Below are 21,511 nucleotides of genomic sequence, written 5' to 3'. Positions count from 1 at the left end.
GCAATCAAAAGGCCGACCTGCACTCGTCAGGCCGCTAATCCGATCGTCGTCGACGGCAACCCCGATCCGGAGGCGTGTTTATGCCGCAGATTCGCTTGGATATCGCCGATGTGTCGAGTTGACCGAGCTCCTGCAGTTCGTCAACGACTGGCTCGCCTCCGATACCGGGCGCCTCGACGCATCACTGACCCACTACGTCGGTCATCCCGCCTGCACCGCCGACGAACTCCGCGCCGACCTTGACCGGTTCATCTTCCTGCTCGGAGGCAACGACGGCGAACCACTCTTCGGACGCGAATAGCAAGAAGCACCTCGCCGACGCCCTGGCCAGGCTCCACCACCCTATCGCAGCACCGCGGTTGGGGTTGTGCAGCCCAACTCGCGTGGCGGGAAGGGTGGCACGCGGCCCCGCCAAAGCCGGAACACATCTTCACCTTGGTTCACGCCGAACTGACCACAACCGACCTGCACGAACGAACCAGGCTGAAACGGCTACCGAGGCGGCGTGGTGGGCACGGCCGGAGTTGTCGTCGGCGATAGCTGCTGACCGGGGGCCATCATCCCAGGTCCCGACGATCCGGGGCCCATCATCCCGCCGGGCCCCATCATCCCGCCGGGCCCCATCATCCCGCCGGGGTAGTACATTCCGCGCCCGTCGCGGTAACCGCCGCCGTACTGCCTTCCGACGAAGAACCCGGAGAAGAAGACCACCGCGACGATAAACACGACACCAGCAACGATGCCCACCCATGCCGCGCTCTGGGCGAGCCTGTTGGGACGGTCGGATCCATGTGACAGCTCCCCGCGCCACTGCTCGGTGGCCACCGCTGTCGGTTCGGTCCGGGATTCGGGCGTTTCGGTCATGACTCGATCATGCCGACTCCACCCAGGCGATGAATCGAAACGCCGCGTTCTTCATTGAATCTTCACTGAACCACTAGCTCAGCAATACCGATCGACGACCCCCGGATCGATCTGGAGATCGCGGCGGTCGCCACTAACGCTATGCAGAAGCGTTCACCGTTGCTCACTACGTGTGACCGGTGCGTTGGGGTCAGACCCGCTGATCGGCATCGCGGGCGCTTCTACACCGTGGGGCACAGCCGTACAGATAGGACCGCTAGCAAAGTCTGGATTGGTCTAGTTCTTAAAGGGGCGATCCGCAAATCCGCTTTTCTGCGAACCTCGCGAACGTAACCGATACCGTCCGTTCGTCACGCTGGGCAGAGGGCTCACCGCGAACGTTACGAACGCCAGTCGCCCACGGTGCTAACTACTTCGACGTCGTCGGCGAGGTGCCCAACAGCGTCGTGTGGAACGACGGTGTTCGCGACATCCTCGCCTGGGTGCCGGGTGAAATTCCGACGACGGGCAATCCAGTGCAGCTGGGGCCGGAGGATTCATCGGAGGTCATTGCGCCCGGTGCGCAGTCGGCGCCGGTGGAGTCGAGTCCTGACATCGTGGCCACTCCGAACGATCTAGCGCCCGCGCCGTTCCAACTCAACGAGGCGGAAGTCGCCCAGCCGGGGTTCAATGCGGTGCCGGGCGGACGCCGCTAGCTAGAGCGCCGCGACGTTTTCCGAAGGGCTCTGCGCGAAGCCCCAGTCCAGCAGCATCGCGGCCTGGTCCCAGTAGGTCGGGCCGCCTTCGTGGATGAGGCCGTACATCATCGCGATCACCAGCCGCCGTCCACCGCGGTCGGCGGCGCCGACGAACGTCTTACGGGCGGCGTCGGTAAACCCGGTTTTGCCGCCGATGGCGCCGGGATAGCGCACGAGCAGTTCGTTCTGGTTGACCAGCGGCCGCTCGCCGGCGTCGGTGGGGAACATCGCCACCGGCTGCGCGGTGATCTCGGCGAACACCGGGCTGGCCATGGCGGCGCGGAAGATCGCGGCCAGATCGTGCGGAGTGGTCCAGCCCGACCCGCCCGGTCCGTCCAGTCCTGAGGGAGAGGCGGCGTGGGTGTTGGTGGCGCCGACCGCCGCCGCCTTGGCGTTCATCTTGTCCACCGCGCTCTGGTAGCCGCCGAGCATGTCGGCCAGTGTGTTGGCGGCGTCGTTGCCCGACACCAGCAGCACCGCGTCGAGCAGCTGACGCGCGGTGTAGGTGCGGCCGGGTTTGATGCCTGCGCAGCTGCACTCGACGTGGGCATCGGCCTCGTTGGCCACCACGGTGGCGTCGAGGGTCAGCTCGTCGAGCGCGGTGAGCGCCAGCAGCGTCTTGATGGTGCTCGCCGGCGGATGGGCGGTGTACATGTCACGGCCCGCCAGCACAAGCCCGCTGTCCATGTCGGCGACGATCCATGCCGGAGCCGGACCGTCGGGTATCGGTATCGACCCCACCGGCTGGACGTTCGGATCCGCTGTGGCGGCAGCAGGGCTGCCGACGACGGCGGTGGTGATGGTCAGGGCGAAAGATGCCGCGAAAGCGGCCAGTAGCCTCCCCATGGGGTGTGAGCGTAACCCGGTCGGCTGAGATCTCCACGTGCGGTGTTGAATCAGACGAATGCTGAGCCTGGCGGGTCATGTTCGCGGGCGGTGGTACGACGACGAGTTCATCCGGACCGACGACGGCCGGCGCATGACCTGCCGCGTCGAGACCAAGTGCATCCGGAAGTTCCTGTGAGCGCCGAGGCCGAGACGGCGGCCGTCCGCGGCCTGCTCGACCGGGTCGGCCTCGAGGCGATCGTCGACGTCCACACCCACTTCATGCCCAAGCGGGTGATGGACAAGGTGTGGGCCTATTTCGACGGGATGGGACCACTGGTCGGCCGCCGATGGCCGATCTCCTACCGACTCGACGAGGCCGCGCGCGTCGATCGGTTACGGCAGTTCGGTGTCACCGCGTTCACGTCGCTGGTGTATCCGCACAAGCCGGACATGGCCGAATGGCTCAACTCCTGGGCCACGGAGTTCGCGGCCGAGGTTCCGGAATGCCTGCACACCGCGACGTTCTATCCCGAGCCGTCCGCCCCAGCCTACGTGCGTCGGGTGATCGACGCAGGCGCGCGGGTCTTCAAGGCCCACATCCAGGTCGGCGACTATGCGCCGACCGATCCGCTGCTGGCGCCGGTATGGGCGCTTCTCGAGCAGGCGCAGATACCGACGGTCATCCACGCGGGCTCCGGGCCTCAGCCGGGTCGGCATACCGGTCCCGCCCCGGTGGCCGAGATCCTGCGCCGGCATCCGGGGCTTCGGCTGATCATCGCTCACATGGGCTTTCCGGAATACCGGGAGTTCATCGAGCTGGCGCGCCGCTATCCCGGTGTCTACCTCGACACCACCTTGGTGTTCACCGAGTTCACCGAACAGACCGACCCGTTTCCACCCGATGCGCGGCCGGCGCTGGTCGAGCTGGCGGACCGGGTACTGTTCGGCAGCGACTTTCCCAACATCCCGTATCCCTACCATCACGCGCTTGAGTCGATCGCCGCGCTCGGCCTGGGCGATCAGTGGTGCCGCAAGGTGTTCTACAGCAATGCCCGCAACCTGTTCGGGCAGGTCGGCGCCACCTCCGGCGATTAACACCCGACCTGCGCGATCTGGCACAATAGGCGGCTGTCCGCGTGCGGCTTCTCCACGATGCGCCGTACTGCGGTCACACACGTGACGCAAAACCGGATCGGGCATCCTGCCCGCATCGCTGAATTGCAGCGTGGCAACGCAGCAGGAGTAGTCGTTCATGGCCGTCAAGATCAAGCTCACCCGGCTTGGCAAGATCCGCAATCCCCAGTACCGCATCGCCGTCGCCGACGCGCGCACCCGTCGTGACGGACGGTCGATCGAGGTCATCGGTCGCTACCACCCGAAGGAAGAGCCGAGCCTCATCGAGATCGACTCCGAGCGCGCGCAGTACTGGCTGTCCGTGGGCGCCCAGCCCACCGAGCCGGTCCTGGCTCTGCTGAAGATCACCGGTGATTGGCAGAAGTTCAAGGGTCTGCCCGGCGCCGAGGGCACGCTGAAAGTCAAGGAGCCCAAGCCGAGCAAGCTGGACCTGTTCAACGCCGCCCTGGCCGCCGCCGACGGCGCGCCGTCGGGCGAGGCCACCCAGCCGAAGAAGAAGAAGGCGCCGGCCGAGAAGCCCGCCGCCGAGGCTGAGAAGCCCGCCGCCGAGGCTGAGGCCGCTGCTGAGACCGCCGAGCCCGCCGCCGAGGCTGAGCCCGCCGCTGAGACCGCCGAGCCCGCCGCCGAGGCTGCCGAGGCCACTGAGGCCGCCGCAGAATGAGCTCGGTCGTCGTCGACGCCGTGGAGCACCTGGTCCGCGGGCTCGTCGACAATCCCGACGATGTCCGCGTCGACATGGTGACCAGCCGCCGTGGCCGGACCATTGAGGTCCATGTCCATCCGGAAGACCTCGGCAAGGTGATCGGCCGCGGCGGTCGCACCGCAACGGCGCTGCGGACACTGGTGGCCGGCATCGGCGGTCGCGGCATCCGCGTCGACGTGGTGGACACCGACCAGTAGCCATGGAGCTCGTCGTCGGGCGTGTGGTCAAGGCGCACGGCATCACCGGCGAACTGGTGGTCGACGTTCGCACCGACGACCCCGATGACCGCTTCGCACCCGGGAATCGCTTGCGGCTCAAGCCTGCTCGTGGTGACGGTGGCCGAGATGTGGTGATCGATTCGGCCCGCCCCCATGGCGGCCGGCTGTTGGTTCGCCTGCCCGGCGTGTCGGATCGCAACACCGCCGATGCGCTGCGCGGGCAGCTGTTCGTGGTCGACTCCGCCGAGTTGCCGCCCATCGAGGATCCCGACGAGTTCTACGACCATCAGCTCGAAGGGCTCGCCGTGCGCACGGCGGACGGCAGCGCCGTCGGTTCGGTGGCCGAGGTGCTGCACACCGCCGCGGGGGAGTTGCTGTCGGTGCGCACGCCTGACGGCGCCGAGGTGCTGGTGCCGTTCGTGAGCGCCATCGTGACGTCGGTTTCACTGGCCGACGGGCTGGTCGAGATCGATCCGCCCGAGGGCCTGCTGGACCTGGACGGCGAAACGCGCTGACATGCGGATCGACGTCATCACGATCTTTCCGAGCTACCTCGACCCGGTGCGGGAGTCGTTGTTGGGCAAGGCAATAGAGTCCGGGATCGTCGACTTCGCCGTGCACGATCTGCGGCGGTGGACCCACGACGTGCACCATTCCGTCGACGACTCGCCCTACGGTGGCGGCCCCGGCATGGTGATGAAAGCTCCGGTGTGGGGCGAGGCGCTCGACGAGATATGCACCGAGTCAACACTTCTGGTGGTCCCGACCCCGGCCGGCCGGATGTTCACCCAGGGTGCCGCGCTGCGCTGGTCAGACGAGCAGCACCTGGTGTTCGCGTGCGGACGCTACGAAGGCATCGATCAGCGGGTGGTCGATGACGCTGCGAGCCGGATGCGGGTCGAAGAGGTCTCGATCGGCGACTATGTGCTGGCCGGTGGGGAAGCCGCCGCACTGGTGATGATCGAGGCGGTGGTGCGTCTGCTGCCCAACGTGATGGGCAATCCGCTGTCACACCAGGATGATTCGCACTCGCCGGAAATTGCCGGTCTGCTGGAGGGGCCGAGCTACACCCGGCCGCCGACCTGGCGAGGACTACCGGTGCCAGACGTGCTGCTGTCCGGAGATCACGCCAAGATTAGCGCCTGGCGCCACGAGCAGGCACTGCAGCGCACGAAGGAACGCCGCCCAGATCTGTTGGGCGAGTAGAGATCAGATCCGTCCGCCCGGGAACATCGTCTTGATCGCCTGGGTGACGGTGTCGCGTGCGGTGGTGTCGTCGACCGGCTGCATCGAGCCGATGGCGATAACGAAGCGCCGGGTGGGACCGATCACACCGGTCGACATGTGCAACCAGTTGTCGCCGTTCCAGCCGGGCATCCAGCCCTGTTTGACGGCGACCGGTTCGGCGAAGAGGCCGTCGGGAATGCCGAACCGCTGCGGATAGCCGTCCCGTGCTATCGGCGTCGAGGCGGACAGGTCGGACAGGATCATCGAAGCCATCTGGGGCGGCAGGCCGCCTGCGCCGTCGAGCAACATGTCGTAATAACGGACCAGGTCGGCCGTGGTGCTCATGGTGTTCCACCAGTGCCCGTCGTAGGGTGCCGATGTCCCGGTCAGCCCGTAGCGGGCGCTCACCCGGCTGATGATGTCGGAGCCGCCGCCCTCGCTCCAGAACACCTCCGCGGAGCTGTCGTCCGACGAGCGCAGCATCGCGTCCAAGCCCTGACGCTCCTCGGGAGTCAGCTGACGCTGACCGTTGGCCACCTGCATCAGCAAGTCATCGGCGATGAACAGCTTGCTCACCGACGCGATCGGAAAGGCGCCCCCGTCGCCGTCGGAGATGATGCGGCCGGTCTCGCGGTCGAGCAGCGTGAAGCCGATGTCCGCACCCTTCTGGGCGGCGTCGGAAGCGGCCTGCTGGGCACGCGCGTCGAGGCCGGCGACCACATCCGGCGGCGCTTGAGGCAGCGGCGCCATGGCCGGGGCGTCGGGAATCGCGGCGGGGTCGGCGGCCAGCAGGGTCAGCCGCTGCGGACCTGCATCAGCGGAACCGGAGTTGACCTGAGGGGAGGAGGCGGCCACGGACACACCGATCAGCGCTGCGGCAGTACCGGTGATCAGCACCGACGGACGCCGTCGCCTCACTTTTCTCCTTGCCTGGACTCGGTGAGCTCGGTGGAACGCAGTGGTTCGGGCACGCCGCACTGCCGCCCGCCAGTTAAGGTTAGCCGTACTTGTTGTACATCGCGTGTCAGCGCGCGGGGACATCGCCGTGACCTCGGCGGGTAGCGCGATTTCACTGCTCGCGGCCGATCTGGCACAATTGAGCAGTTGCCCGCGCGGGCCGGACGGATTTCCGCCTGCTGCGACAAACACCACGTTGCCCGAATCCATCGGCTCGGCAGCCCGCCGGCGCACCTGCGCTGGCAGCAGGCCGCGGCCGCGAACCGCAAGGAAGTGTCACCGATGAACACGCTGGACTTCGTCGACCAGGCGTCGCTGCGCGACGACATCCCGACCTTCAGTCCGGGCGACACTGTGAACGTGCACGTCAAGGTCATCGAAGGCAACAAGCAGCGCATCCAGGTCTTCAAGGGTGTCGTGCTGCGTCGCTCCGGCGGCGGGGTCCGCGAGACCTTCACCGTCCGCAAGGAGAGCTACGGCGTCGGCGTCGAGCGCACCTTCCCGGTGCACTCGCCCAACATCGACCACATCGAGGTCGTCACCCGCGGTGACGTCCGTCGCGCCAAGCTCTACTATCTGCGTGAGCTGCGGGGCAAGAAGGCGAAGATCAAGGAGAAGCGCTGAGCTCGGTGCGCGTCGCGTCCAGTGACCGCCCAGGGCAGCCAGCTCGCCTGGCTACGCTGATCACGTGACCGACAACACGAGCTCGGACTACTCGACGCCGGACTACCGCACTGCGACGGAACCTCCGGAAAGCCCCGCCCCCGACGCGGCCCCCGAGAAGGGGGAGAAGAAGCATTCGGCGCTGCGCGAGGGCGCCATCCTCATCGGCATCGCGGTGGTCCTGTACTACGTGATGCTGACGTTCGTGGCGCGGCCCTATCTGATCCCGTCAGAGTCCATGGAGCCCACGCTGCACGGCTGCAGCGGTTGCGTCGGTGACCGGATCATGGTCGACAAGATCGGCTACCGCTTCGGCTCACCGCATCCCGGCGACGTCATCGTCTTCAAGGGCCCGCCGAACTGGAATGTCGGTTACAAGTCGATCCGGTCGAGCAACGTCGCCGTCCGGTGGTTGCAGAATGCGCTGTCATTCGTCGGCTTCGTCCCGCCTGACGAGAACGATCTGGTCAAGCGGGTCATCGCCACGGGAGGCCAGACCGTGCAGTGTCGCGCCGACACCGGCCTGACGGTTGACGGAAAGCCGCTCAAGGAGCCCTACCTCAACGCGCAGACCATGATGGCCGACCCGCTGGTCTACCCGTGCCTGGGCAACGAGTTCGGTCCGGTCAAGGTGCCCGAGGGCCGGCTGTGGGTGATGGGCGACAACCGCACCCATTCGGCGGACTCCCGCGCCCACTGCACCAGCACGCCTGCCGACGCCCAGGAGGGCATCCTGTGCACCGGCGACCCGATGGCCGGCACGGTTCCGGCGAGCAATGTCATCGGCAAGGCGCGGTTCATCGCTTGGCCGCCGTCTCGGTGGGGTGGTGTGTCCTCGGTCGACCCGCAGCAGGGCTGACCATGCCCGCGATGACGTGGCCGCCGCGCACGGTGATCCGCAAGTCGTCGGGACTGCGAACCCTCGAGTCCGCGCTCTACCGCAGCGGTCTGGGCCCGGTGGCAGGGGTCGACGAAGTGGGCCGCGGCGCCTGCGCCGGCCCACTGGTGGTCGCCGCCTGCGTCCTCGGCCCGAACCGTTTCGAGGGCCTGGCCGCTCTCGACGACTCCAAGAAACTCACCGAGAAGGCCCGCGAAGAGTTGTTCCCGCTGATCCGCCGCTACGCGGTGGCCTATCACGTGGTGTTCATCCCCGCCGAGGAGGTCGACCGCCGCGGCGTGCACGTGGCCAACATCGAGGGCATGCGCCGAGCGGTGGCGGGCCTGCCGATGCGGCCCGGTTACGTGCTCTCCGACGGCTTTCGCGTGCCGGGGCTTCCCATGCCGTCGTTGCCGGTGGTCGGCGGGGACGCCGCCGCGGCCTGCATCGCGGCGGCCAGCGTGCTGGCCAAGGTCAGCCGCGACCGCCTGATGGTCGCGATGGATGCCGAGCATCCCGGATACGGGTTCGCCGAACACAAGGGCTACAGCACACCCGCGCACGGCGCGGCGCTGGCGGACCTCGGCCCTTGTCGCCAGCACCGGTTTTCCTTCATCAATGTCCGACGGGTCGCGGGCGCGGGTGGTCCGGAGATGGTGGCTGACTGTGCACCGGCGCAGCGCGCGGGTGAGGGGTGAGTTTAGATGGGTATCACCACGACGGAAGACGAAGAGGACCGCTGAGCCGATGAGTGCCGAAGACCTCGAAAAGTACGAAACCGAGATGGAGCTCTCGCTGTACCGCGAATACAAGGACATCGTGGGGCAGTTCAGCTACGTCGTGGAGACCGAGCGTCGCTTCTATCTGGCCAACAGCGTCGAGATGGTGCCCCGCAACACCGATGGCGAAGTCTATTTCGAGCTGCGGCTCACCGACGCCTGGGTGTGGGACATGTACCGGCCGGCCCGCTTCGTCAAGCAGGTTCGCGTCATCACCTTCAAAGACGTCAACATCGAGGAAGTCGAGAAGCCGGAGCTGCGTCTTCCCGAATGATCGCCGGCCGGGCTGTGGACGAATGAGGCGCTGGGGATAACTCCCCGCTTTCCCGGGCTCAGACCGTCCGCGCGTCGGCTGGTGTCGGGGCGGCAGTCCAGGCTGCAGCCATGACAACATTGACGCGAGCCCAGCTGGGCGCGCTGGGAGAACAGCTCGCGGTCGAGCACCTGAGCTCGCTGGGACTGCGGATCGTGGCCCGCAACTGGCGATGCCGTTATGGCGAACTGGACGTCATCGCCGAAGATGCCGACCGCACCTTGGTATTCGTGGAGGTGAAAACCCGCACCGGTGACGGGTTCGGTGGACTGGCACAGGCGGTCACACCGCAGAAGGTCCGGCGGCTACGTCGGCTCACCGGAGTGTGGCTCGCCGAGCAGGAGCAGCGCTGGCCGGCCATCCGTGTCGACGTGATCGGGGTGCGTGTCGGCCGGCGCCGCGAACCTGAGCTCTTCCACCTGCGAGGGGTGGGCTGATGGCGCTGGGACGGGCATACTCGGTGGCGGTGCGCGGGCTGGACGGCGAGATCGTCGAGATCGAGGCCGACATCACCTCCGGGCTGCCCGGGGTTCATCTGGTCGGGCTGCCCGACGCGGCACTGCAGGAATCCCGCGACCGGGTTCGCGCGGCGATCACCAACTGCGGCAACACCTGGCCGATGTCGCGGCTGACCCTCGCGCTGTCGCCGGCCACGCTGCCCAAGACCGGTTCGCTCTACGACATCGCGATCGCGGCCGCAGTGCTGTCCGCCAGTCACACGACGGCCTGGCACCGCCTGGAGAAGACGGTGTTGTTGGGGGAGTTGGCCCTCGACGGCAGGGTGCGTCCGGTACGAGGTGTGCTGCCGGCCGTCCTGTCGGCCAAGCGGCAGGGCTGGCCCGCTGTGGTGGTCCCGATCGCCAATCTCGCCGAGGCCAGTCTGGTCGATGGCATCGAGGTGCTCGGGGTGCGTACGCTGCGGCACCTGCAGGCCTGGCTGACCGGAGAGGACATTCTGGATGTCCGTGTCGAGACGACCGCTCCGGAGCCGGAGCCCATCGCGGATCTCGCCGACGTGGTGGGTCAGACGCAGGCGCGGTTCGCGGTCGAGGTCGCCGCTGCCGGTGCGCATCATCTGATGTTCACCGGGCCGCCCGGAGTCGGGAAAACGATGCTCGCCCAACGGCTTCCGGGGCTGTTGCCCGACCTCACCGAGAGCGAGGCGCTGGAGGTGACGGCGATCCATTCGGTGGCGGGGCTGCTGTCGGAGACCACCCCGCTGATCACCAGGCCGCCGTTCATCGCCCCGCACCACTCTTCGACCGTGGCCGCACTCGTCGGCGGCGGATCCGGGATGGCGCGGCCGGGGGCGGTCAGCCGCGCGCATCGCGGCGTGTTGTTCCTCGACGAGTGTGCCGAGATCGGCCTCAGTGCGCTCGAGGCTTTGCGAACGCCGTTGGAGGACGGTGAGATCAGATTGGCGCGCCGCGACGGTGTGGCCCGCTACCCGGCGCGCTTCCAGTTGGTGCTTGCCGCCAACTTGTGCCCGTGTGCGCCGGCGGACCCCAAGGACTGCATGTGCTCGTCGCTGCAGCGGCGCCGCTATCTGGGCAAGTTGTCCGGCCCGCTGATGGACCGGGTCGACTTGCGGGTCGAAATGTATCGGGTGCGTGCCGGGGCCTTTGCGCCCGAGGCGGCGGAGAACACCGCCGAGGTGCGCCGGCGCGTCGCCCGCGCCCGGGCGGCCGCCGCCGAGCGCTGGCGGCCACATGGGTTCAGCACCAACGCTGAAGTCACCGGCTCGCTGCTGCGGCGCCGATTCAGGTTGGGGGACAAGGTCATGACTCCACTGCGATCAGCCCTCGATCGAGGAATGCTCAGCATCCGGGGCGTCGACAGGTCCCTGCGGGTCGCGTGGACACTGTCCGACCTCGCAGGCCGGACCTCACCCAGCGTCGAGGACGTCTCGGTCGCGCTGAGCTTCCGTCAGACGGAGGTGACCCGTGACTCGTGAGGACACGTTGAAGGCGTGGGCCTACCTGTCCCGGGTGGCCGAGCCGCCCTGCGCCGAGCTGGCCGAACTGCTCCGCTGCGTCGGCGCGGTGGAGGCTGCCGAGCGTATCCGACGCGGTGAGGTCGGCCCGACGCTGGCCGAGCACACCGCGGCTCGTCGTGAGATCGAGAGCGCCACAGCAGATCTGGAGTTGCTTCACCGGCGCGGCGGCCGGCTGGTCACCCCGGAGGACGACGAATGGCCGGTGCTGGCATTCACGGCGTTCGACGGAGCCGCGCTCCGCGCCCGCCGCCGCGGAGGGCCTCCGCTCGTGTTGTGGGTGATCGGGCCGGCCCGGCTGGACGAGGTGGCCGATCGCGCCGCCGCAGTCGTCGGCACCCGGGCCGCCACCGCCTACGGCCAGCGCATCGCCGCCGACTTCTCGGCCGGCCTGGCCGAACACGAGGTCACCGTGGTCTCCGGCGGCGCCTACGGAATCGACGGAGCGGCGCATCGAGCCGCACTGGCAGCCGACGGGCAGACCGTCGCGGTACTGGCCGGAGGTATTGACGTCCTGTACCCGGCTGGGCATTCGGCCCTGCTGCACCGCATCGGCGGTTCCGGTCTGCTGGTGAGCGAGTATCCGCCCGGTGTGCGGCCGGCCCGGCACCGCTTCCTGGCCCGCAACCGGCTGCTCGCCGCCCTGTCGTCGGCCACCGTCGTCGTGGAGGCAGGCCTTCGCAGCGGTGCGGCCAACACCGCGGCCTGGGCGCGCGCGCTTGGCCGGGTGGTCTGTGCCGTTCCCGGCCCGGTGACCTCAATGGCCTCGGCCGGATGCCACGTGTTGCTGCGCAACGGCGCTGAACTCGTCACGCGTGCCGATGAAATCGTCGAAATCATCGGTCGGGCAGGCGAATTCGCGAAGGAGCCACCCCACCCCAGCAGTCCGCTGGACGGGCTCAGCGACATCGAGCGGCAGGTCTACGAGGCGCTGCCGGCCCGTGGTGCGCGATCTCCGGACGAGATCGCGGTCAGTTCAGGCCTGCCACCCGCCGACGTGCTCGGGCCGCTGGCCATGCTGGAGATCGCCGGGCTGGCCCAGCGTCAGGACGGTCGCTGGCGGCTGGTCCGGCGTGGACGTAGCTCCCGCGACGGCCCCGAGGCCACGCAAAGTCGGTGAGGTTGGCTAACGATTAGGCCGGCGTCAGCGCCTCGGTGTCCTTGTCGTCGCTCTCGGGCTCATCGCTTTCCGGCTTGGCCGGAACCGAGCGCATCCGCTCGCTGTAAGCCGGACGCTGGCGGACTTTCAGCGGCCACCAGAACCACGGACCCAGCAGAGCCGCGATCGACGGCGTCATCAACGATCGCACGATCAGCGTGTCCAGCAACAACCCGATGCCGATGGTCATACCGCCCTGCCCGACATTGAACAGGTCACCGGAGATCATCGAGCCCATCGTGACGGCGAACACCAGGCCGGCGGCGGTCACCACGGTTCCGGTGCTGCCCATCGACCGGATGATGCCGGTGTTGATGCCCGCCCCGATCTCTTCTTTGAACCGGGACACCAGCAGCAGGTTGTAGTCGCTGCCGACGGCCATCAGGATGATCACCGCGAACGCGAGCACGATCCAGTTGAGGTCGATTCCCAGGATCCGTTCGAAGATGAACGCCGAGAGGCCGAACGCGGCGCCCAGTGAGATGACGACCGTCCCGACGATCACCATCGATGCCACGAGTGCTCGGGTGATGATCAGCATCACGATGAAGATTAGCGTGAGCGCGGCGAAGGCGGCGATCATGGTGTCGTACTTGGCGCCCGACTGTATGTCGCGGTAGGTGGCCGCGGTGCCGGTCAGGTAGATGTCCGACCCGGCCAGTGCGGTGCCCTTGACGGCCTCATGTGCGGCCGTGAGTTCGTCGTCGACGACGGAGATGCCCTCCTCGGAGGCGGGATTCACATCGTGGGTGACGATCAGCCGGGCCGCCTTGCCGTCCGGTGAGAGAAACAGCTTGAGACCCTTCTGGAAGTCGGGATTGGCGAACACCTCCGGCGGAAGGTAGAAGTAGTCGTCGCTCTTGGACGCATCGAAGGCCTCACCCATCGCGGTCGCGGTGTCGGTCATCTGCTGCATCTGCGTGATGAGCCCGTCGAAGCTGCTGTGGATGGTCTGCAGGGTGTTCTGCATCGTCGTGGCTGTCGCGATGATCGGCGGGAACTGACCGACCATCTGAGGCACCAGCGCGTCGATGTCACCCATGCCGTTGACCATCTTGTCCATACCGTCGACCATTGCGGTCATATCGGTCTGCAACGCGGCCATGTTGTCACTGAACGTGTTCACACCGTCCATGGCGTCGAACGCCGAACGCACCCCCCAGCACGCCGGGATGTTGAAACAGTTCGGCTCCCAGTAGAAGTAGTTCCGCAGCGGCCGGACCTGGTCGTCGAAATCGGCGATGTGGTCGCGCATCTGGTCGAGGGTGGCCTTCATGGTGTTCATGTCGCCCACACTGCGGTGCGCGGAGTCCAGCATCCCGGTGCCCGCCCCGACTGTGGTGTGCATGGCGTCGGAGAACTTCACCATCAGCGCCTGCATCTGCGTCATCGAGGCGATCATCGCGCCCATGTCCTCGGACATCTTGCTGATGTCACCGACCCGCTCCTTGAGGAACTGCAGGTTCTGGGTGATCGGCACCGAGGACATACTGACCTGGTACGGGATCGAGCTGTGCGCGATGGGTGAGCCCAATGGGCGCGTGATGCTCTGCACCATCGCGATGCCCTTGATCCGGAACAGCGCCTTGGCGATCCGGTCGAGCACGATCATGTCGGTGGGATTGCGCATGTCATGGTCTGACTCGATGGTCATGATGTCCGGATTGAGCCGCGCTGTGCTGAAGTGCTTTTCGGCCGCCGCGTACCCCACGTTGGCCGGCGCATCTGCGGGGATGTAGCGGCGGTCGTCGTAGCTGGTCTTGTAGCCGATCATGGCCAGCAGGCCGAGCAGCACGACGCTGGTCGCCGCGGCGAGAATGGGCTTGGGCCAACGGACCGTCGCCGTTCCGACCTTGCGCCATCCCCTGGTCTTCATCATGCGCTTCGGGTCCAGCAGCCCGAAGCGGCTTCCCACGACGAGGACGGCAGGAGCGACGGTCATCGCGGCCGCGACGACGATGGTCAGGGCCATCGCCGATGGATAGGCCAGCGAGTTGAAGTAGGACAGCCGGGTCAGCCGCAGGGTCAGCATGGCGCCGGCGACGGTCAGCCCCGAGCCGAGTATGACGTGGCCGACCCCGTGAAATGCTGAGTAGTAAGCGGATTCCGGATCCTCGCCGTTCTGGCGGGCCTCGTGATAGCGACCGATCAGGAAGATCGCGTAGTCGGTGCCTGCGGCGATCGACAGGGCTGTCATCAGCGGGACCGAGAAGGTCGAGAAGTCCATCAGCCCGAGGTGGCCGACCACTGCCACCGCGCCGCGGGCGGCGCCCATCTCGATGCCGACGATGGCGAGAATGAGCAGCACGGTGCTCACCGATCGGTAGACCAGGACCAGCATGATGGTGATGACGATCATCGTGACCACGGTCATCTTGATCATGCCGCGGTCGCCGGCTTCGAGTGAGTCTGTGGTCAGCGGCGCCGGTCCGGTGACATAGGCGTGCAGAGCCGCCGGCGGCGGGGTGTCGTGGATGATCTCGCGGACGGCGTCCACCGAGTGGTTGCCCTCGGTGCTGCCCTGGTCGCCGACGAGGTTGAGCTGTACGTAGGCGGCCTTGCCGTCACTGCTCTGCACGCCGGCGGCGGTGATCATGTCGCCCCAGAAGTCGTGGACGTGCTCCACGTGCTTCTTGTCGGCCTGGAATTTGTCCAGCAGGGTGGCGTAGTAGCGGTGCGCGGCCTCGCCGAGGGGTTGATCACCGACGAGCACGACCATGGCGATGCTGTCGGAGGTGGACTCGGCGAACTTGTGTCCCATCCGCTTGGCGGCGATGACCGCCGGGGCGTCCTGCGGAGACATCGACACAGCGTTGGCCATGCCGACCTTCTCGACTTGGGGGACAAGCAGATTCACGGCTGCGGTGAACGCCACCCAGACGAGGATGATCGGAACCGCCAGAGCGCGGATGGTGCGGGGGATGCGCGTGCGGGTGTCCTTACCGTGCGCGCTCATGCCGCTTTGTCCAGACAGAAGGCCTGGGCGCCACGCCCTTCGGCGAAATCCTCGGCGACGAGTCTGTCGTCGACGAGGATGCGGCAGCCCAGCGCGGCGGTGTCACCCTGGGCGACCACATTGGCCAGCACCCCGGGGTCGGTAGTGCTCACCGTCACCGACCACGGCAACTCGGTGAAGCTGGCCTCGATCGTCTTGCCGTTGACGTCGAGGTAGCTGACCCGGCCGGAAGCGTCCGCGGGCCCGACGATCTCGTAGGTCACCCGCTTGGTGTTGATCGGCTTGATGTCGTCGGCCGGCAGCGACGCGGCGATGTAGGGCTTGTCGGAGTCGAAGAACGTCCGCAGCCGGCTCACGGTCCCAACCGCGGCGACCAGGGCGATAGCGATGACGAGCACCACCCAAAACCGTTTCACCAAGCCGAACATCGACTCACATCTCCTCTTCAGTGTCGTTCCTCAGACCGCTACCGGACGCTCAGGGTCATTCTGGTAATACCATAGGGGGTATGGTATACATGAGTTGTGGGAACGCGGAAAGTTGAGACCATGACAAACGCAGACGGCCGTGGGCCGCAGTGTGATGCCGCGGTAGCGGGGACCTTGAACCGGCTGCGCCGGGTGCACGGTCAACTTGGCGGTGTCATCGGGATGATCGAGGACGGTCGCGGCTGCAAGGACGTCGTCACTCAACTCGCCGCAGTGTCAAAAGCGTTGAACAGGGCGGGATTCACCATCATCGCGACCGGTCTGCGCGAGTGCATCGATGGCTCCGGCGACCCCGGGGGAGACCGGCTCACCATCGACGAACTGGAGAAGTTGTTCTTGAGCCTGGCCTGAGGCCGGCTCACTGACCGAGAGGAAATTCACATGTGTCGAGCGGTCCAGTGCCGGGTTTGCGGCAAGACCACCTGGGCGGGATGCGGTTCCCACGTCGACGCCGTGCGGCGCAGCGTGCCCGCGGGCCAGTGGTGCAGCGGACATGCCGCCAGCGAGGCTGCAGCGCCCAGGTTCAACCTGTTCAAGCGCAAGAAGTAACCGGCGCACGCCATGGCGAGACGGCTGCGGGCAGCGCTGTTCGGCGCTGCCACCGCGGCGGCAGCGACGGCGGTCCTGCTGACCGCGACGGGTTACGCCGCGGCTGATGCCACCGACGACTATCCGATCCCCAACCGGATTCTGCACACCTCGTGCACCGCCGAGCAGATCATGGCCGCCGCGCGCGATGTGGAGCCGATCTACTACGAGCGCTACATGATCGACTACAACAACAAGTCGCCTGAACTGCAGCAGGCGGTCCGGGACCGGATTCACTGGTTCTTCGGCATGGACTATGCGGGCCGCAGGCAGTATTCCGAGGACACGGCCACCAATGCGTTCTACGAGCAGCTGTCCTGGCAGTGGCCGAACTGGGCCAAGTTGTTCTTCAACAACAAGGGCGTGGCGGCCCACACCACGGATATGTGCGCGCAGTACCCGTCCGACGACCAGGCCATCTGGAACTGGTAACAGCCCGGACACAGCGCCGCGTCGCTCGGCCCCGCATTCGGCGTCGGATGCGAACGTAGGGGCGTGGACGATCCGGCTGACTACGAGGCGATTCTCGCCGAGTATGCCCAGCACCTCGAATTGGAACGGAATCGCTCCGAGCACACCCGGCGGGCCTACCTCACCGATCTGCGCTCACTGTTCGGCTTTCTCGACGAACGCGCCCCCGGCGCCGGACTGCGCGCGCTGAGCCTGCCAGTGCTCCGCTCGTGGCTGGCCGCCCAGGCCGCAGCCGGAACGGCGCGCACCACGCTGGCCCGTCGCACCTCAGCGGTCAAGACCTTCACCGCCTGGGCCACCCGGCGCGGCCTGCTCGCCGACGATCCGGCCGTGCGACTGCAACTGCCGAAGGCGCGCCGCACCCTGCCCGCCGTCCTGCGCCAGGATCAGGCGCTGGCCGCCATGGCCGCCGCCGACCTCGGCGCCGAACAGGGCGATCCGCTGGCCCTGCGCGACCGCCTCATCGTCGAACTGCTCTACGCCACCGGCATCCGGGTCAGCGAGCTGTGCGGACTCGACATCGATGACGTCGACACCGGACGGCAGTTGCTGCGCGTACTCGGTAAGGGCAACAAACAGCGCACCGTGCCGTTCGGGCGGCCCGCCCTGGCGGCGCTGACCGCCTGGCTGTCCGATGGCCGCCCGGCGCTCGTCACCGCAGACTCCGGACCGGCGCTACTGCTCGGCCCCCGCGGCAAGCGCCTGGACCCTCGGCAGGCCCGCACCGTCGTGCACCAGACGGTCAGGGCCGTCGACGGGGCGCCCGACATCGGTCCGCATGGGCTGCGGCACAGTGCCGCGACTCATCTGCTGGAAGGCGGCGCCGACCTGCGCATCGTCCAGGAGCTGCTGGGCCACTCCACCCTGGCCACCACGCAGCTGTACACGCATGTCACGGTCGCGCGTCTGCGTGCGGTGCACGACCAGGCACATCCCCGGGCCTAGTGGTGATTTCGGCGCAGTTGGTCACGCCGAGCGCGACTCAGTACGCCGAAATCGCTAGCGAAGTAGCGCAATGACTTTCGCGATGTCCGGCATCGCCGACGCTCGCCCTACCCACTCGTCGAACACCGTCCAGTAACTCACGCCGAACCGCTGCTGGCGCTCGACGAGCGCCTCGGCCATCTGCTCGTGTGTGCCGAGTAAGACGAACGGCGAATCGAGCACGAACTCCGGTGAAATCCCGCCGAAGGCCGCGGCCAGTTCGGCGGCCGATGCTTCACGGTCGTCGGTATGCACAACGAACTGGATGAGGGCATTCAGTTCGATGGCGTCGAACCGGTCGCCCGCAGCGTCACGCACCACCGCGATGCGATCCTTCAATCCGGCCGCGTCGAAATGGGTGAGGTTGACTTTGGTCGCGTCGCGGTTGTGGCTGAATCCGGTCAGCCCGGCGATGTCGGCGACTCGGCCAGCCAACTGCAGCACGCGGGTTCCGTTTCCGCCGATGAGTAGCGGCACGGCAACACCCGGTGCGGCGATGAGTTCGCCTGCCTCGGCGCGCACGCAGTAGTGCGCACCGTCGACGTCGACGGGCTCGCCTGCGAGCAGCGGGCGAATCACGTTCACGGATTCGATCAGCCGGTCGACCCGCGTTCGGCCCGAGTCGAACCTGAGCCCCGCCGCGTCGTACTCGGATTTCATGTGACCCGCGCCGAGTCCCAATTCGAACCGGCCACCGGAGATCGCGGCGACGGTCGCGGCTTCGCGTGCGGTCTCGACGGGATGGCGAAGGTCGTTGTTCAACACCAGCGTTCCCGTGTGCAGGCGCGTAGTGACCGCCGCGGCGGCCGTCGCACCCGCAAACGGCGACACGGATGCGACGAGGTGATCGGGGATTGTCAGCACGTCAAAACCGGCTTCTTGCGCCGAGATTGCCAATGCGCCGAACTCCGTGCCGCGGGGCAGCGCGGAGTGCAGACCGAAGCGAAGCGGGCGTGAGCGGTGGGCGTCGGTGGTCATCGATCGACGGTAGGCGTGTCAGGAGTTCCCGCGCCAGCGTGCACGTCCGTACACAAGGCCGCGGCGTGTCGTGTGCAGACGCGCACGCTCGCGGCAATGGGTCACGGGTGCAGTGGTTTGAGCCTGATCGGGGTGCTGGCCAGCAGGCCTAACGGGTCGACGTAGTCCGCGCGCGACGCCGGACCCCACATCGCGCCCCAGTGCAGACACGCGGCGGCTCCACAGCCGGGATGTCCGGCCGCCAACTCGCCGATCACGCTCCCGGCGGTGACAAGCTGCCCCACCCGCACCGACGGCTGCACCGGCTCATAGCTGGTACGCAGACCCCCGTCGTGCGCCAGCGACACCACCGGACGGCCGGCGAGCTTGCCCGCGAACACGACCATCGCCGGCCCGGGCGCATACACCGGCTGACCTGGAACCCCGGCCAGGTCGACCCCTCGGTGGCCGCGTTGCCAGTCGGGTGACGGCGCGTCGAACCCGCGCGTCACCGCCGGCTGGGGCCGAAGCGGCCACTGCAGGCGCCCGGGATCCGCCTGCGCGGGCGCCGCGCAGGCCAGGACCACCGCCAGGATCGCCAACAGCCGCATCGGCCCAGTTCAGCGGCTCAGGTTCCGATGCGAAAGGGGTGAGCGTCGCGGCTGGGGATGGCCGCGGCTGTGTGGACAGAACAGCCCTTCGGGGCGTGTAAACTTCTGAACGCAACTCGCGAAAGCGGGTTGACTTCGCGCGTCTGCGGTCCGAACCCACTGGTTCGTCACCTGTATGCCGGGCGGTCCCGTCGGAGAGGTCTCCTCGACACGGGTCCGGCATCGAAGCAGTCGCCAGGGTCCGGCTCACCCGATGCCGGACGACAACCGACAACAGGTAAGGCACAACCATGGCCGTAGTGACCATGAAGCAGCTGCTCGACAGCGGCGCCCACTTCGGGCACCAGACCCGTCGCTGGAATCCCAAGATGAAGCGGTTCATCTTCACCGACCGCAACGGCATCTACATCATCGACCTGCAGCAGACGCTGACCTTCATCGACCAGGCGTACGAGTTCGTCAAGGAAACCGTCGCCCACGGCGGCAGCGTCATGTTCGTCGGCACCAAGAAGCAGGCGCAGGAGTCCATCGCCGAAGAGGCGACCCGCGTCGGCATGCCGTATGTGAACCAGCGCTGGCTCGGTGGCATGCTCACCAACTTCTCCACCGTTCACAAGCGTCTGCAGCGACTCAAGGAACTCGAGTCGATGGAGCAGACCGGTGGCTTCGAGGGTCGCACCAAGAAGGAAATCCTGATGCTGACCCGCGAGAAGAACAAGCTCGAGCGTAGCCTCGGCGGTATCCGCGACATGACCAAGGTGCCCTCGGCCATCTGGGTCGTCGACACCAACAAGGAGCACCTGGCGGTCAGCGAGGCCGTCAAGCTCGGCATCCCGGTCATCGCGATCCTGGACACCAACTGCGACCCCGATCAGGTCAACTACCCGATCCCCGGCAACGACGACGCGATCCGCTCGGCTGCGCTGCTGACCAAGGTGATCGCCTCCGCGGTCGCCGAGGGCCTGCAGGCCCGCTCGGGCGCCGGCAGTGCCGACAAGCCCCAGGCCGGCGCCGAGCCGCTGGCCGAGTGGGAGCAGGAGCTCCTGGCCGGCGCGACTGCGTCCGCCCCCACCGAGGCCGGACCGGTCGCCACCGAGTCCGCCACTGACGACATCTCGTAAGGAAAGGCACTGATGGCTAACTTCACCGCTGCCGACGTCAAGCGGCTTCGGGAACTCACCGGCGCGGGCATGCTGGATTGCAAGAACGCCCTGGCCGACAGCGACGGCGATTTCGACAAGGCTGTCGAGGCGTTGCGCATCAAGGGTGCCAAGGACGTCGGCAAGCGCGCGGAGCGCGCCACCGCCGAGGGCCTGGTTGCCGCCAAGAACGGTGCGCTGATCGAGCTGAACTCCGAGACGGACTTCGTCGCCAAGAACGCCGAGTTCCAGACCCTGGCCGACCAGGTTGTCGACGCCGCCCTGGAGTCCAAGGCGGCCGACGTGGACACGCTGCTGGCCGCCAAGATCGGCGACAAGACCGTCGAAGAGGCCATCGCCGAGCTGTCGGCCAAGATCGGCGAGAAGCTCGAGCTTCGGCGCGTGGAGTACTTCGACGGCAACGTGGAGGCCTACCTGCACAAGCGTGCTGCCGACCTGCCGCCGGCCGTTGGCGTGCTCGTCGAGTTCACAGGTGAGGACAAGGACGCCGCGCATGCGGCCGCCCTGCAGATCGCGGCGCTGAAGGCCAAGTACCTCAGCCGCGACGACGTCCCCGCCGACTTGGTGGAGACCGAGCGCCGCGTGGCCGAGGAGACCGCCAAGGCCGAGGGCAAGCCCGAGCAGGCGCTGCCCAAGATCGTCGAGGGCCGCCTCACCGGCTTCTTCAAGGACGTCGTGCTGCTCGAGCAGCCGTCGGTGTCCGACAGCAAGAAGACCGTCAAGGCGCTGCTGGACGAGGCCGGCGTGACCATCACCCGGTTCGTCCGCTTCGAGGTCGGCCAGCAGTAAGTAGAAGGCTTGGGCGGCGCACCGACCGCCCATTGGAAAACCCCGCGCCACATCC

Annotated in this window: 26 protein-coding genes and 1 pseudogene; 20 read left to right on the top strand and 7 right to left on the bottom strand. The window is 67.3% G+C overall.

Annotated elements, in window-relative coordinates:
* Nucleotides 1-118: 118 nt before the first annotated feature.
* Complete coding sequence (locus K9U37_RS17205; RefSeq protein WP_243072722.1) at nt 119-301, top strand: hypothetical protein; 183 nt, start codon at nt 119-121, stop codon at nt 299-301.
* Between the two features lie 191 nt (nt 302-492).
* Here the strand turns inward: K9U37_RS17205 and K9U37_RS17200 are convergent, their stop codons facing one another.
* Complete coding sequence (locus K9U37_RS17200; protein WP_243072721.1) at nt 493-864, bottom strand: hypothetical protein; 372 nt, start codon at nt 862-864, stop codon at nt 493-495.
* Nucleotides 865-1,166: 302 nt separating this feature from the next.
* Here K9U37_RS17200 and K9U37_RS17195 point away from each other — a divergent pair, with 302 nt between their 5' ends.
* Nucleotides 1,167-1,559: a DUF1942 domain-containing protein gene (locus K9U37_RS17195; RefSeq protein ID WP_308197434.1), complete on the top strand. Its 393-nt coding sequence runs from the start codon at nt 1,167-1,169 to the stop codon at nt 1,557-1,559.
* On the opposite strand, the gene K9U37_RS17190 is transcribed toward K9U37_RS17195, so the two are convergent.
* A complete protein-coding gene (locus K9U37_RS17190; RefSeq protein ID WP_243072719.1) occupies nt 1,560-2,447 on the bottom strand; it encodes a D-alanyl-D-alanine carboxypeptidase family protein in 888 nt (295 codons plus the stop codon).
* 174 nt (nt 2,448-2,621) lie between these two features.
* Here K9U37_RS17190 and K9U37_RS17185 point away from each other — a divergent pair, with 174 nt between their 5' ends.
* The 5 genes from K9U37_RS17185 (at nt 2,622) to trmD (ending at nt 5,690) form a co-directional block, all read left to right on the top strand.
* On the top strand, nt 2,622-3,524 hold the full coding sequence (locus tag K9U37_RS17185; RefSeq protein ID WP_308197402.1) for an amidohydrolase family protein: 903 nt from the start codon (nt 2,622-2,624) through the stop codon (nt 3,522-3,524).
* 157 nt (nt 3,525-3,681) lie between these two features.
* Nucleotides 3,682-4,224 carry a 30S ribosomal protein S16 gene (gene rpsP / locus K9U37_RS17180; protein ID WP_243072718.1) on the top strand — a complete coding sequence of 181 codons (543 nt, stop codon included), beginning with the start codon at nt 3,682-3,684 and terminating at the stop codon, nt 4,222-4,224.
* Nucleotides 4,221-4,463 (top strand): RNA-binding protein, encoded by a 243-nt coding sequence (locus K9U37_RS17175; protein WP_243072717.1) that lies wholly within the window; start codon nt 4,221-4,223, stop codon nt 4,461-4,463. The genes rpsP and K9U37_RS17175 overlap by 4 nt, the downstream gene beginning before the upstream one ends.
* Before the next feature lie 2 nt (nt 4,464-4,465).
* Nucleotides 4,466-4,999 (top strand): ribosome maturation factor RimM, encoded by a 534-nt coding sequence (gene rimM / locus K9U37_RS17170; RefSeq protein ID WP_243072716.1) that lies wholly within the window; start codon nt 4,466-4,468, stop codon nt 4,997-4,999.
* Between the two features lies 1 nt (nt 5,000).
* Nucleotides 5,001-5,690 (top strand): tRNA (guanosine(37)-N1)-methyltransferase TrmD, encoded by a 690-nt coding sequence (trmD, locus tag K9U37_RS17165; protein WP_243072715.1) that lies wholly within the window; start codon nt 5,001-5,003, stop codon nt 5,688-5,690.
* A gap of 3 nt (nt 5,691-5,693) precedes the next feature.
* Here the strand turns inward: trmD and K9U37_RS17160 are convergent, their stop codons facing one another.
* Nucleotides 5,694-6,629: a serine hydrolase family protein gene (locus K9U37_RS17160; protein ID WP_243072714.1), complete on the bottom strand. Its 936-nt coding sequence runs from the start codon at nt 6,627-6,629 to the stop codon at nt 5,694-5,696.
* Nucleotides 6,630-6,950: 321 nt separating this feature from the next.
* Between K9U37_RS17160 and rplS the strand changes: the two genes are divergently transcribed.
* The 7 genes from rplS to dprA all read left to right on the top strand — a co-directional run bounded on the left by rplS (nt 6,951) and on the right by dprA (nt 12,413).
* A complete protein-coding gene (gene rplS / locus K9U37_RS17155; RefSeq protein ID WP_243073433.1) occupies nt 6,951-7,292 on the top strand; it encodes a 50S ribosomal protein L19 in 342 nt (113 codons plus the stop codon).
* A 64-nt stretch (nt 7,293-7,356) separates the two neighbouring features.
* Entirely contained in the window at nt 7,357-8,190 is an 834-nt protein-coding gene (lepB, locus tag K9U37_RS17150) for a signal peptidase I (RefSeq protein WP_243072713.1), read from the top strand.
* Nucleotides 8,191-8,192: 2 nt separating this feature from the next.
* Nucleotides 8,193-8,906: a ribonuclease HII gene (locus tag K9U37_RS17145; RefSeq protein WP_243072712.1), complete on the top strand. Its 714-nt coding sequence runs from the start codon at nt 8,193-8,195 to the stop codon at nt 8,904-8,906.
* A 49-nt stretch (nt 8,907-8,955) separates the two neighbouring features.
* Complete coding sequence (locus K9U37_RS17140) at nt 8,956-9,261, top strand: DUF2469 domain-containing protein (RefSeq protein ID WP_167103784.1); 306 nt, start codon at nt 8,956-8,958, stop codon at nt 9,259-9,261.
* A 110-nt stretch (nt 9,262-9,371) separates the two neighbouring features.
* Nucleotides 9,372-9,737 (top strand): YraN family protein, encoded by a 366-nt coding sequence (locus K9U37_RS17135; protein WP_243072711.1) that lies wholly within the window; start codon nt 9,372-9,374, stop codon nt 9,735-9,737.
* Entirely contained in the window at nt 9,737-11,254 is a 1,518-nt protein-coding gene (locus K9U37_RS17130; protein WP_243072710.1) for a YifB family Mg chelatase-like AAA ATPase, read from the top strand. Before K9U37_RS17135 ends, K9U37_RS17130 begins: the two co-directional genes overlap by 1 nt.
* The gene (gene dprA / locus K9U37_RS17125; protein WP_372489531.1) at nt 11,244-12,413 is read left to right on the top strand and encodes a DNA-processing protein DprA; all 1,170 of its coding nucleotides are present in this window, start codon (nt 11,244-11,246) and stop codon (nt 12,411-12,413) included. Before K9U37_RS17130 ends, dprA begins: the two co-directional genes overlap by 11 nt.
* 13 nt (nt 12,414-12,426) lie before the next feature.
* Here the strand turns inward: dprA and K9U37_RS17120 are convergent, their stop codons facing one another.
* Both K9U37_RS17120 and K9U37_RS17115 read right to left on the bottom strand, forming a co-directional pair.
* The gene (locus K9U37_RS17120) at nt 12,427-15,408 is read right to left on the bottom strand and encodes an MMPL/RND family transporter (RefSeq protein ID WP_243072709.1); all 2,982 of its coding nucleotides are present in this window, start codon (nt 15,406-15,408) and stop codon (nt 12,427-12,429) included.
* A complete protein-coding gene (locus K9U37_RS17115; RefSeq protein ID WP_243072708.1) occupies nt 15,405-15,836 on the bottom strand; it encodes an MmpS family transport accessory protein in 432 nt (143 codons plus the stop codon). Before K9U37_RS17115 ends, K9U37_RS17120 begins: the two co-directional genes overlap by 4 nt.
* 120 nt (nt 15,837-15,956) lie before the next feature.
* Between K9U37_RS17115 and K9U37_RS17110 the strand changes: the two genes are divergently transcribed.
* The 4 genes from K9U37_RS17110 (at nt 15,957) to K9U37_RS17095 (ending at nt 17,900) form a co-directional block, all read left to right on the top strand.
* Nucleotides 15,957-16,247 (top strand): metal-sensitive transcriptional regulator, encoded by a 291-nt coding sequence (locus K9U37_RS17110; protein WP_243072707.1) that lies wholly within the window; start codon nt 15,957-15,959, stop codon nt 16,245-16,247.
* A gap of 30 nt (nt 16,248-16,277) precedes the next feature.
* Nucleotides 16,278-16,445, top strand: a complete 168-nt coding sequence (locus tag K9U37_RS17105; RefSeq protein ID WP_243072706.1) for a DUF8730 family Cys-rich protein — start codon at nt 16,278-16,280, stop codon at nt 16,443-16,445.
* Nucleotides 16,446-16,457: 12 nt separating this feature from the next.
* Nucleotides 16,458-16,916: a DUF5078 domain-containing protein gene (locus K9U37_RS17100; protein ID WP_243072705.1), complete on the top strand. Its 459-nt coding sequence runs from the start codon at nt 16,458-16,460 to the stop codon at nt 16,914-16,916.
* Between the two features lie 90 nt (nt 16,917-17,006).
* A complete protein-coding gene (locus K9U37_RS17095) occupies nt 17,007-17,900 on the top strand; it encodes a tyrosine recombinase XerC (RefSeq protein WP_372489578.1) in 894 nt (297 codons plus the stop codon).
* 54 nt (nt 17,901-17,954) lie between these two features.
* Here K9U37_RS17095 and K9U37_RS17090 read toward each other — a convergent pair whose 3' ends face one another.
* Together K9U37_RS17090 and K9U37_RS17085 are read right to left on the bottom strand one after the other, a co-directional pair.
* Nucleotides 17,955-18,917 (bottom strand): LLM class F420-dependent oxidoreductase, encoded by a 963-nt coding sequence (locus K9U37_RS17090; RefSeq protein ID WP_243072703.1) that lies wholly within the window; start codon nt 18,915-18,917, stop codon nt 17,955-17,957.
* Nucleotides 18,918-19,027: 110 nt separating this feature from the next.
* A pseudogene (locus K9U37_RS17085) lies at nt 19,028-19,477 on the bottom strand (M23 family metallopeptidase); the annotation flags it as partial.
* 320 nt (nt 19,478-19,797) lie between these two features.
* On the opposite strand from K9U37_RS17085, the gene rpsB reads away from it, so the two are divergent.
* A complete protein-coding gene (rpsB, locus tag K9U37_RS17080) occupies nt 19,798-20,628 on the top strand; it encodes a 30S ribosomal protein S2 (RefSeq protein ID WP_243072702.1) in 831 nt (276 codons plus the stop codon).
* A gap of 12 nt (nt 20,629-20,640) precedes the next feature.
* A complete protein-coding gene (gene tsf, locus K9U37_RS17075; RefSeq protein WP_243072701.1) occupies nt 20,641-21,456 on the top strand; it encodes a translation elongation factor Ts in 816 nt (271 codons plus the stop codon).
* Nucleotides 21,457-21,511 lie beyond the last annotated feature (55 nt).

Source organism: Candidatus Mycolicibacterium alkanivorans, from assembly GCF_022760805.1.
In the GTDB taxonomy this organism is placed as follows: domain Bacteria; phylum Actinomycetota; class Actinomycetes; order Mycobacteriales; family Mycobacteriaceae; genus Mycobacterium; species Mycobacterium alkanivorans.
Note: the sequence above shows the minus strand (reverse complement) of the source record. Positions and strands in the feature narration are given on the sequence as shown.

Coding starts and splice junctions, on each gene's coding strand:
- rimM (WP_243072716.1), top strand. CDS start 4,466: ATGGAGCTCGTCGTCGGGCGTGTGGTCAAGGCGCACGGCATCACCGGC.
- K9U37_RS17100 (WP_243072705.1), top strand. CDS start 16,458: ATGGCGAGACGGCTGCGGGCAGCGCTGTTCGGCGCTGCCACCGCGGCG.
- tsf (WP_243072701.1), top strand. CDS start 20,641: ATGGCTAACTTCACCGCTGCCGACGTCAAGCGGCTTCGGGAACTCACC.
- K9U37_RS17115 (WP_243072708.1), bottom strand. CDS start 15,836: ATGTTCGGCTTGGTGAAACGGTTTTGGGTGGTGCTCGTCATCGCTATC.
- rpsB (WP_243072702.1), top strand. CDS start 19,798: ATGGCCGTAGTGACCATGAAGCAGCTGCTCGACAGCGGCGCCCACTTC.
- K9U37_RS17090 (WP_243072703.1), bottom strand. CDS start 18,917: ATGACCACCGACGCCCACCGCTCACGCCCGCTTCGCTTCGGTCTGCAC.
- rplS (WP_243073433.1), top strand. CDS start 6,951: ATGAACACGCTGGACTTCGTCGACCAGGCGTCGCTGCGCGACGACATC.
- K9U37_RS17200 (WP_243072721.1), bottom strand. CDS start 864: ATGACCGAAACGCCCGAATCCCGGACCGAACCGACAGCGGTGGCCACC.
- trmD (WP_243072715.1), top strand. CDS start 5,001: ATGCGGATCGACGTCATCACGATCTTTCCGAGCTACCTCGACCCGGTG.
- K9U37_RS17190 (WP_243072719.1), bottom strand. CDS start 2,447: ATGGGGAGGCTACTGGCCGCTTTCGCGGCATCTTTCGCCCTGACCATC.
- K9U37_RS17110 (WP_243072707.1), top strand. CDS start 15,957: ATGACAAACGCAGACGGCCGTGGGCCGCAGTGTGATGCCGCGGTAGCG.
- K9U37_RS17130 (WP_243072710.1), top strand. CDS start 9,737: ATGGCGCTGGGACGGGCATACTCGGTGGCGGTGCGCGGGCTGGACGGC.
- K9U37_RS17145 (WP_243072712.1), top strand. CDS start 8,193: ATGCCCGCGATGACGTGGCCGCCGCGCACGGTGATCCGCAAGTCGTCG.
- K9U37_RS17135 (WP_243072711.1), top strand. CDS start 9,372: ATGACAACATTGACGCGAGCCCAGCTGGGCGCGCTGGGAGAACAGCTC.
- K9U37_RS17105 (WP_243072706.1), top strand. CDS start 16,278: ATGTGTCGAGCGGTCCAGTGCCGGGTTTGCGGCAAGACCACCTGGGCG.
- rpsP (WP_243072718.1), top strand. CDS start 3,682: ATGGCCGTCAAGATCAAGCTCACCCGGCTTGGCAAGATCCGCAATCCC.
- K9U37_RS17140 (WP_167103784.1), top strand. CDS start 8,956: ATGAGTGCCGAAGACCTCGAAAAGTACGAAACCGAGATGGAGCTCTCG.
- K9U37_RS17120 (WP_243072709.1), bottom strand. CDS start 15,408: ATGAGCGCGCACGGTAAGGACACCCGCACGCGCATCCCCCGCACCATC.
- K9U37_RS17175 (WP_243072717.1), top strand. CDS start 4,221: ATGAGCTCGGTCGTCGTCGACGCCGTGGAGCACCTGGTCCGCGGGCTC.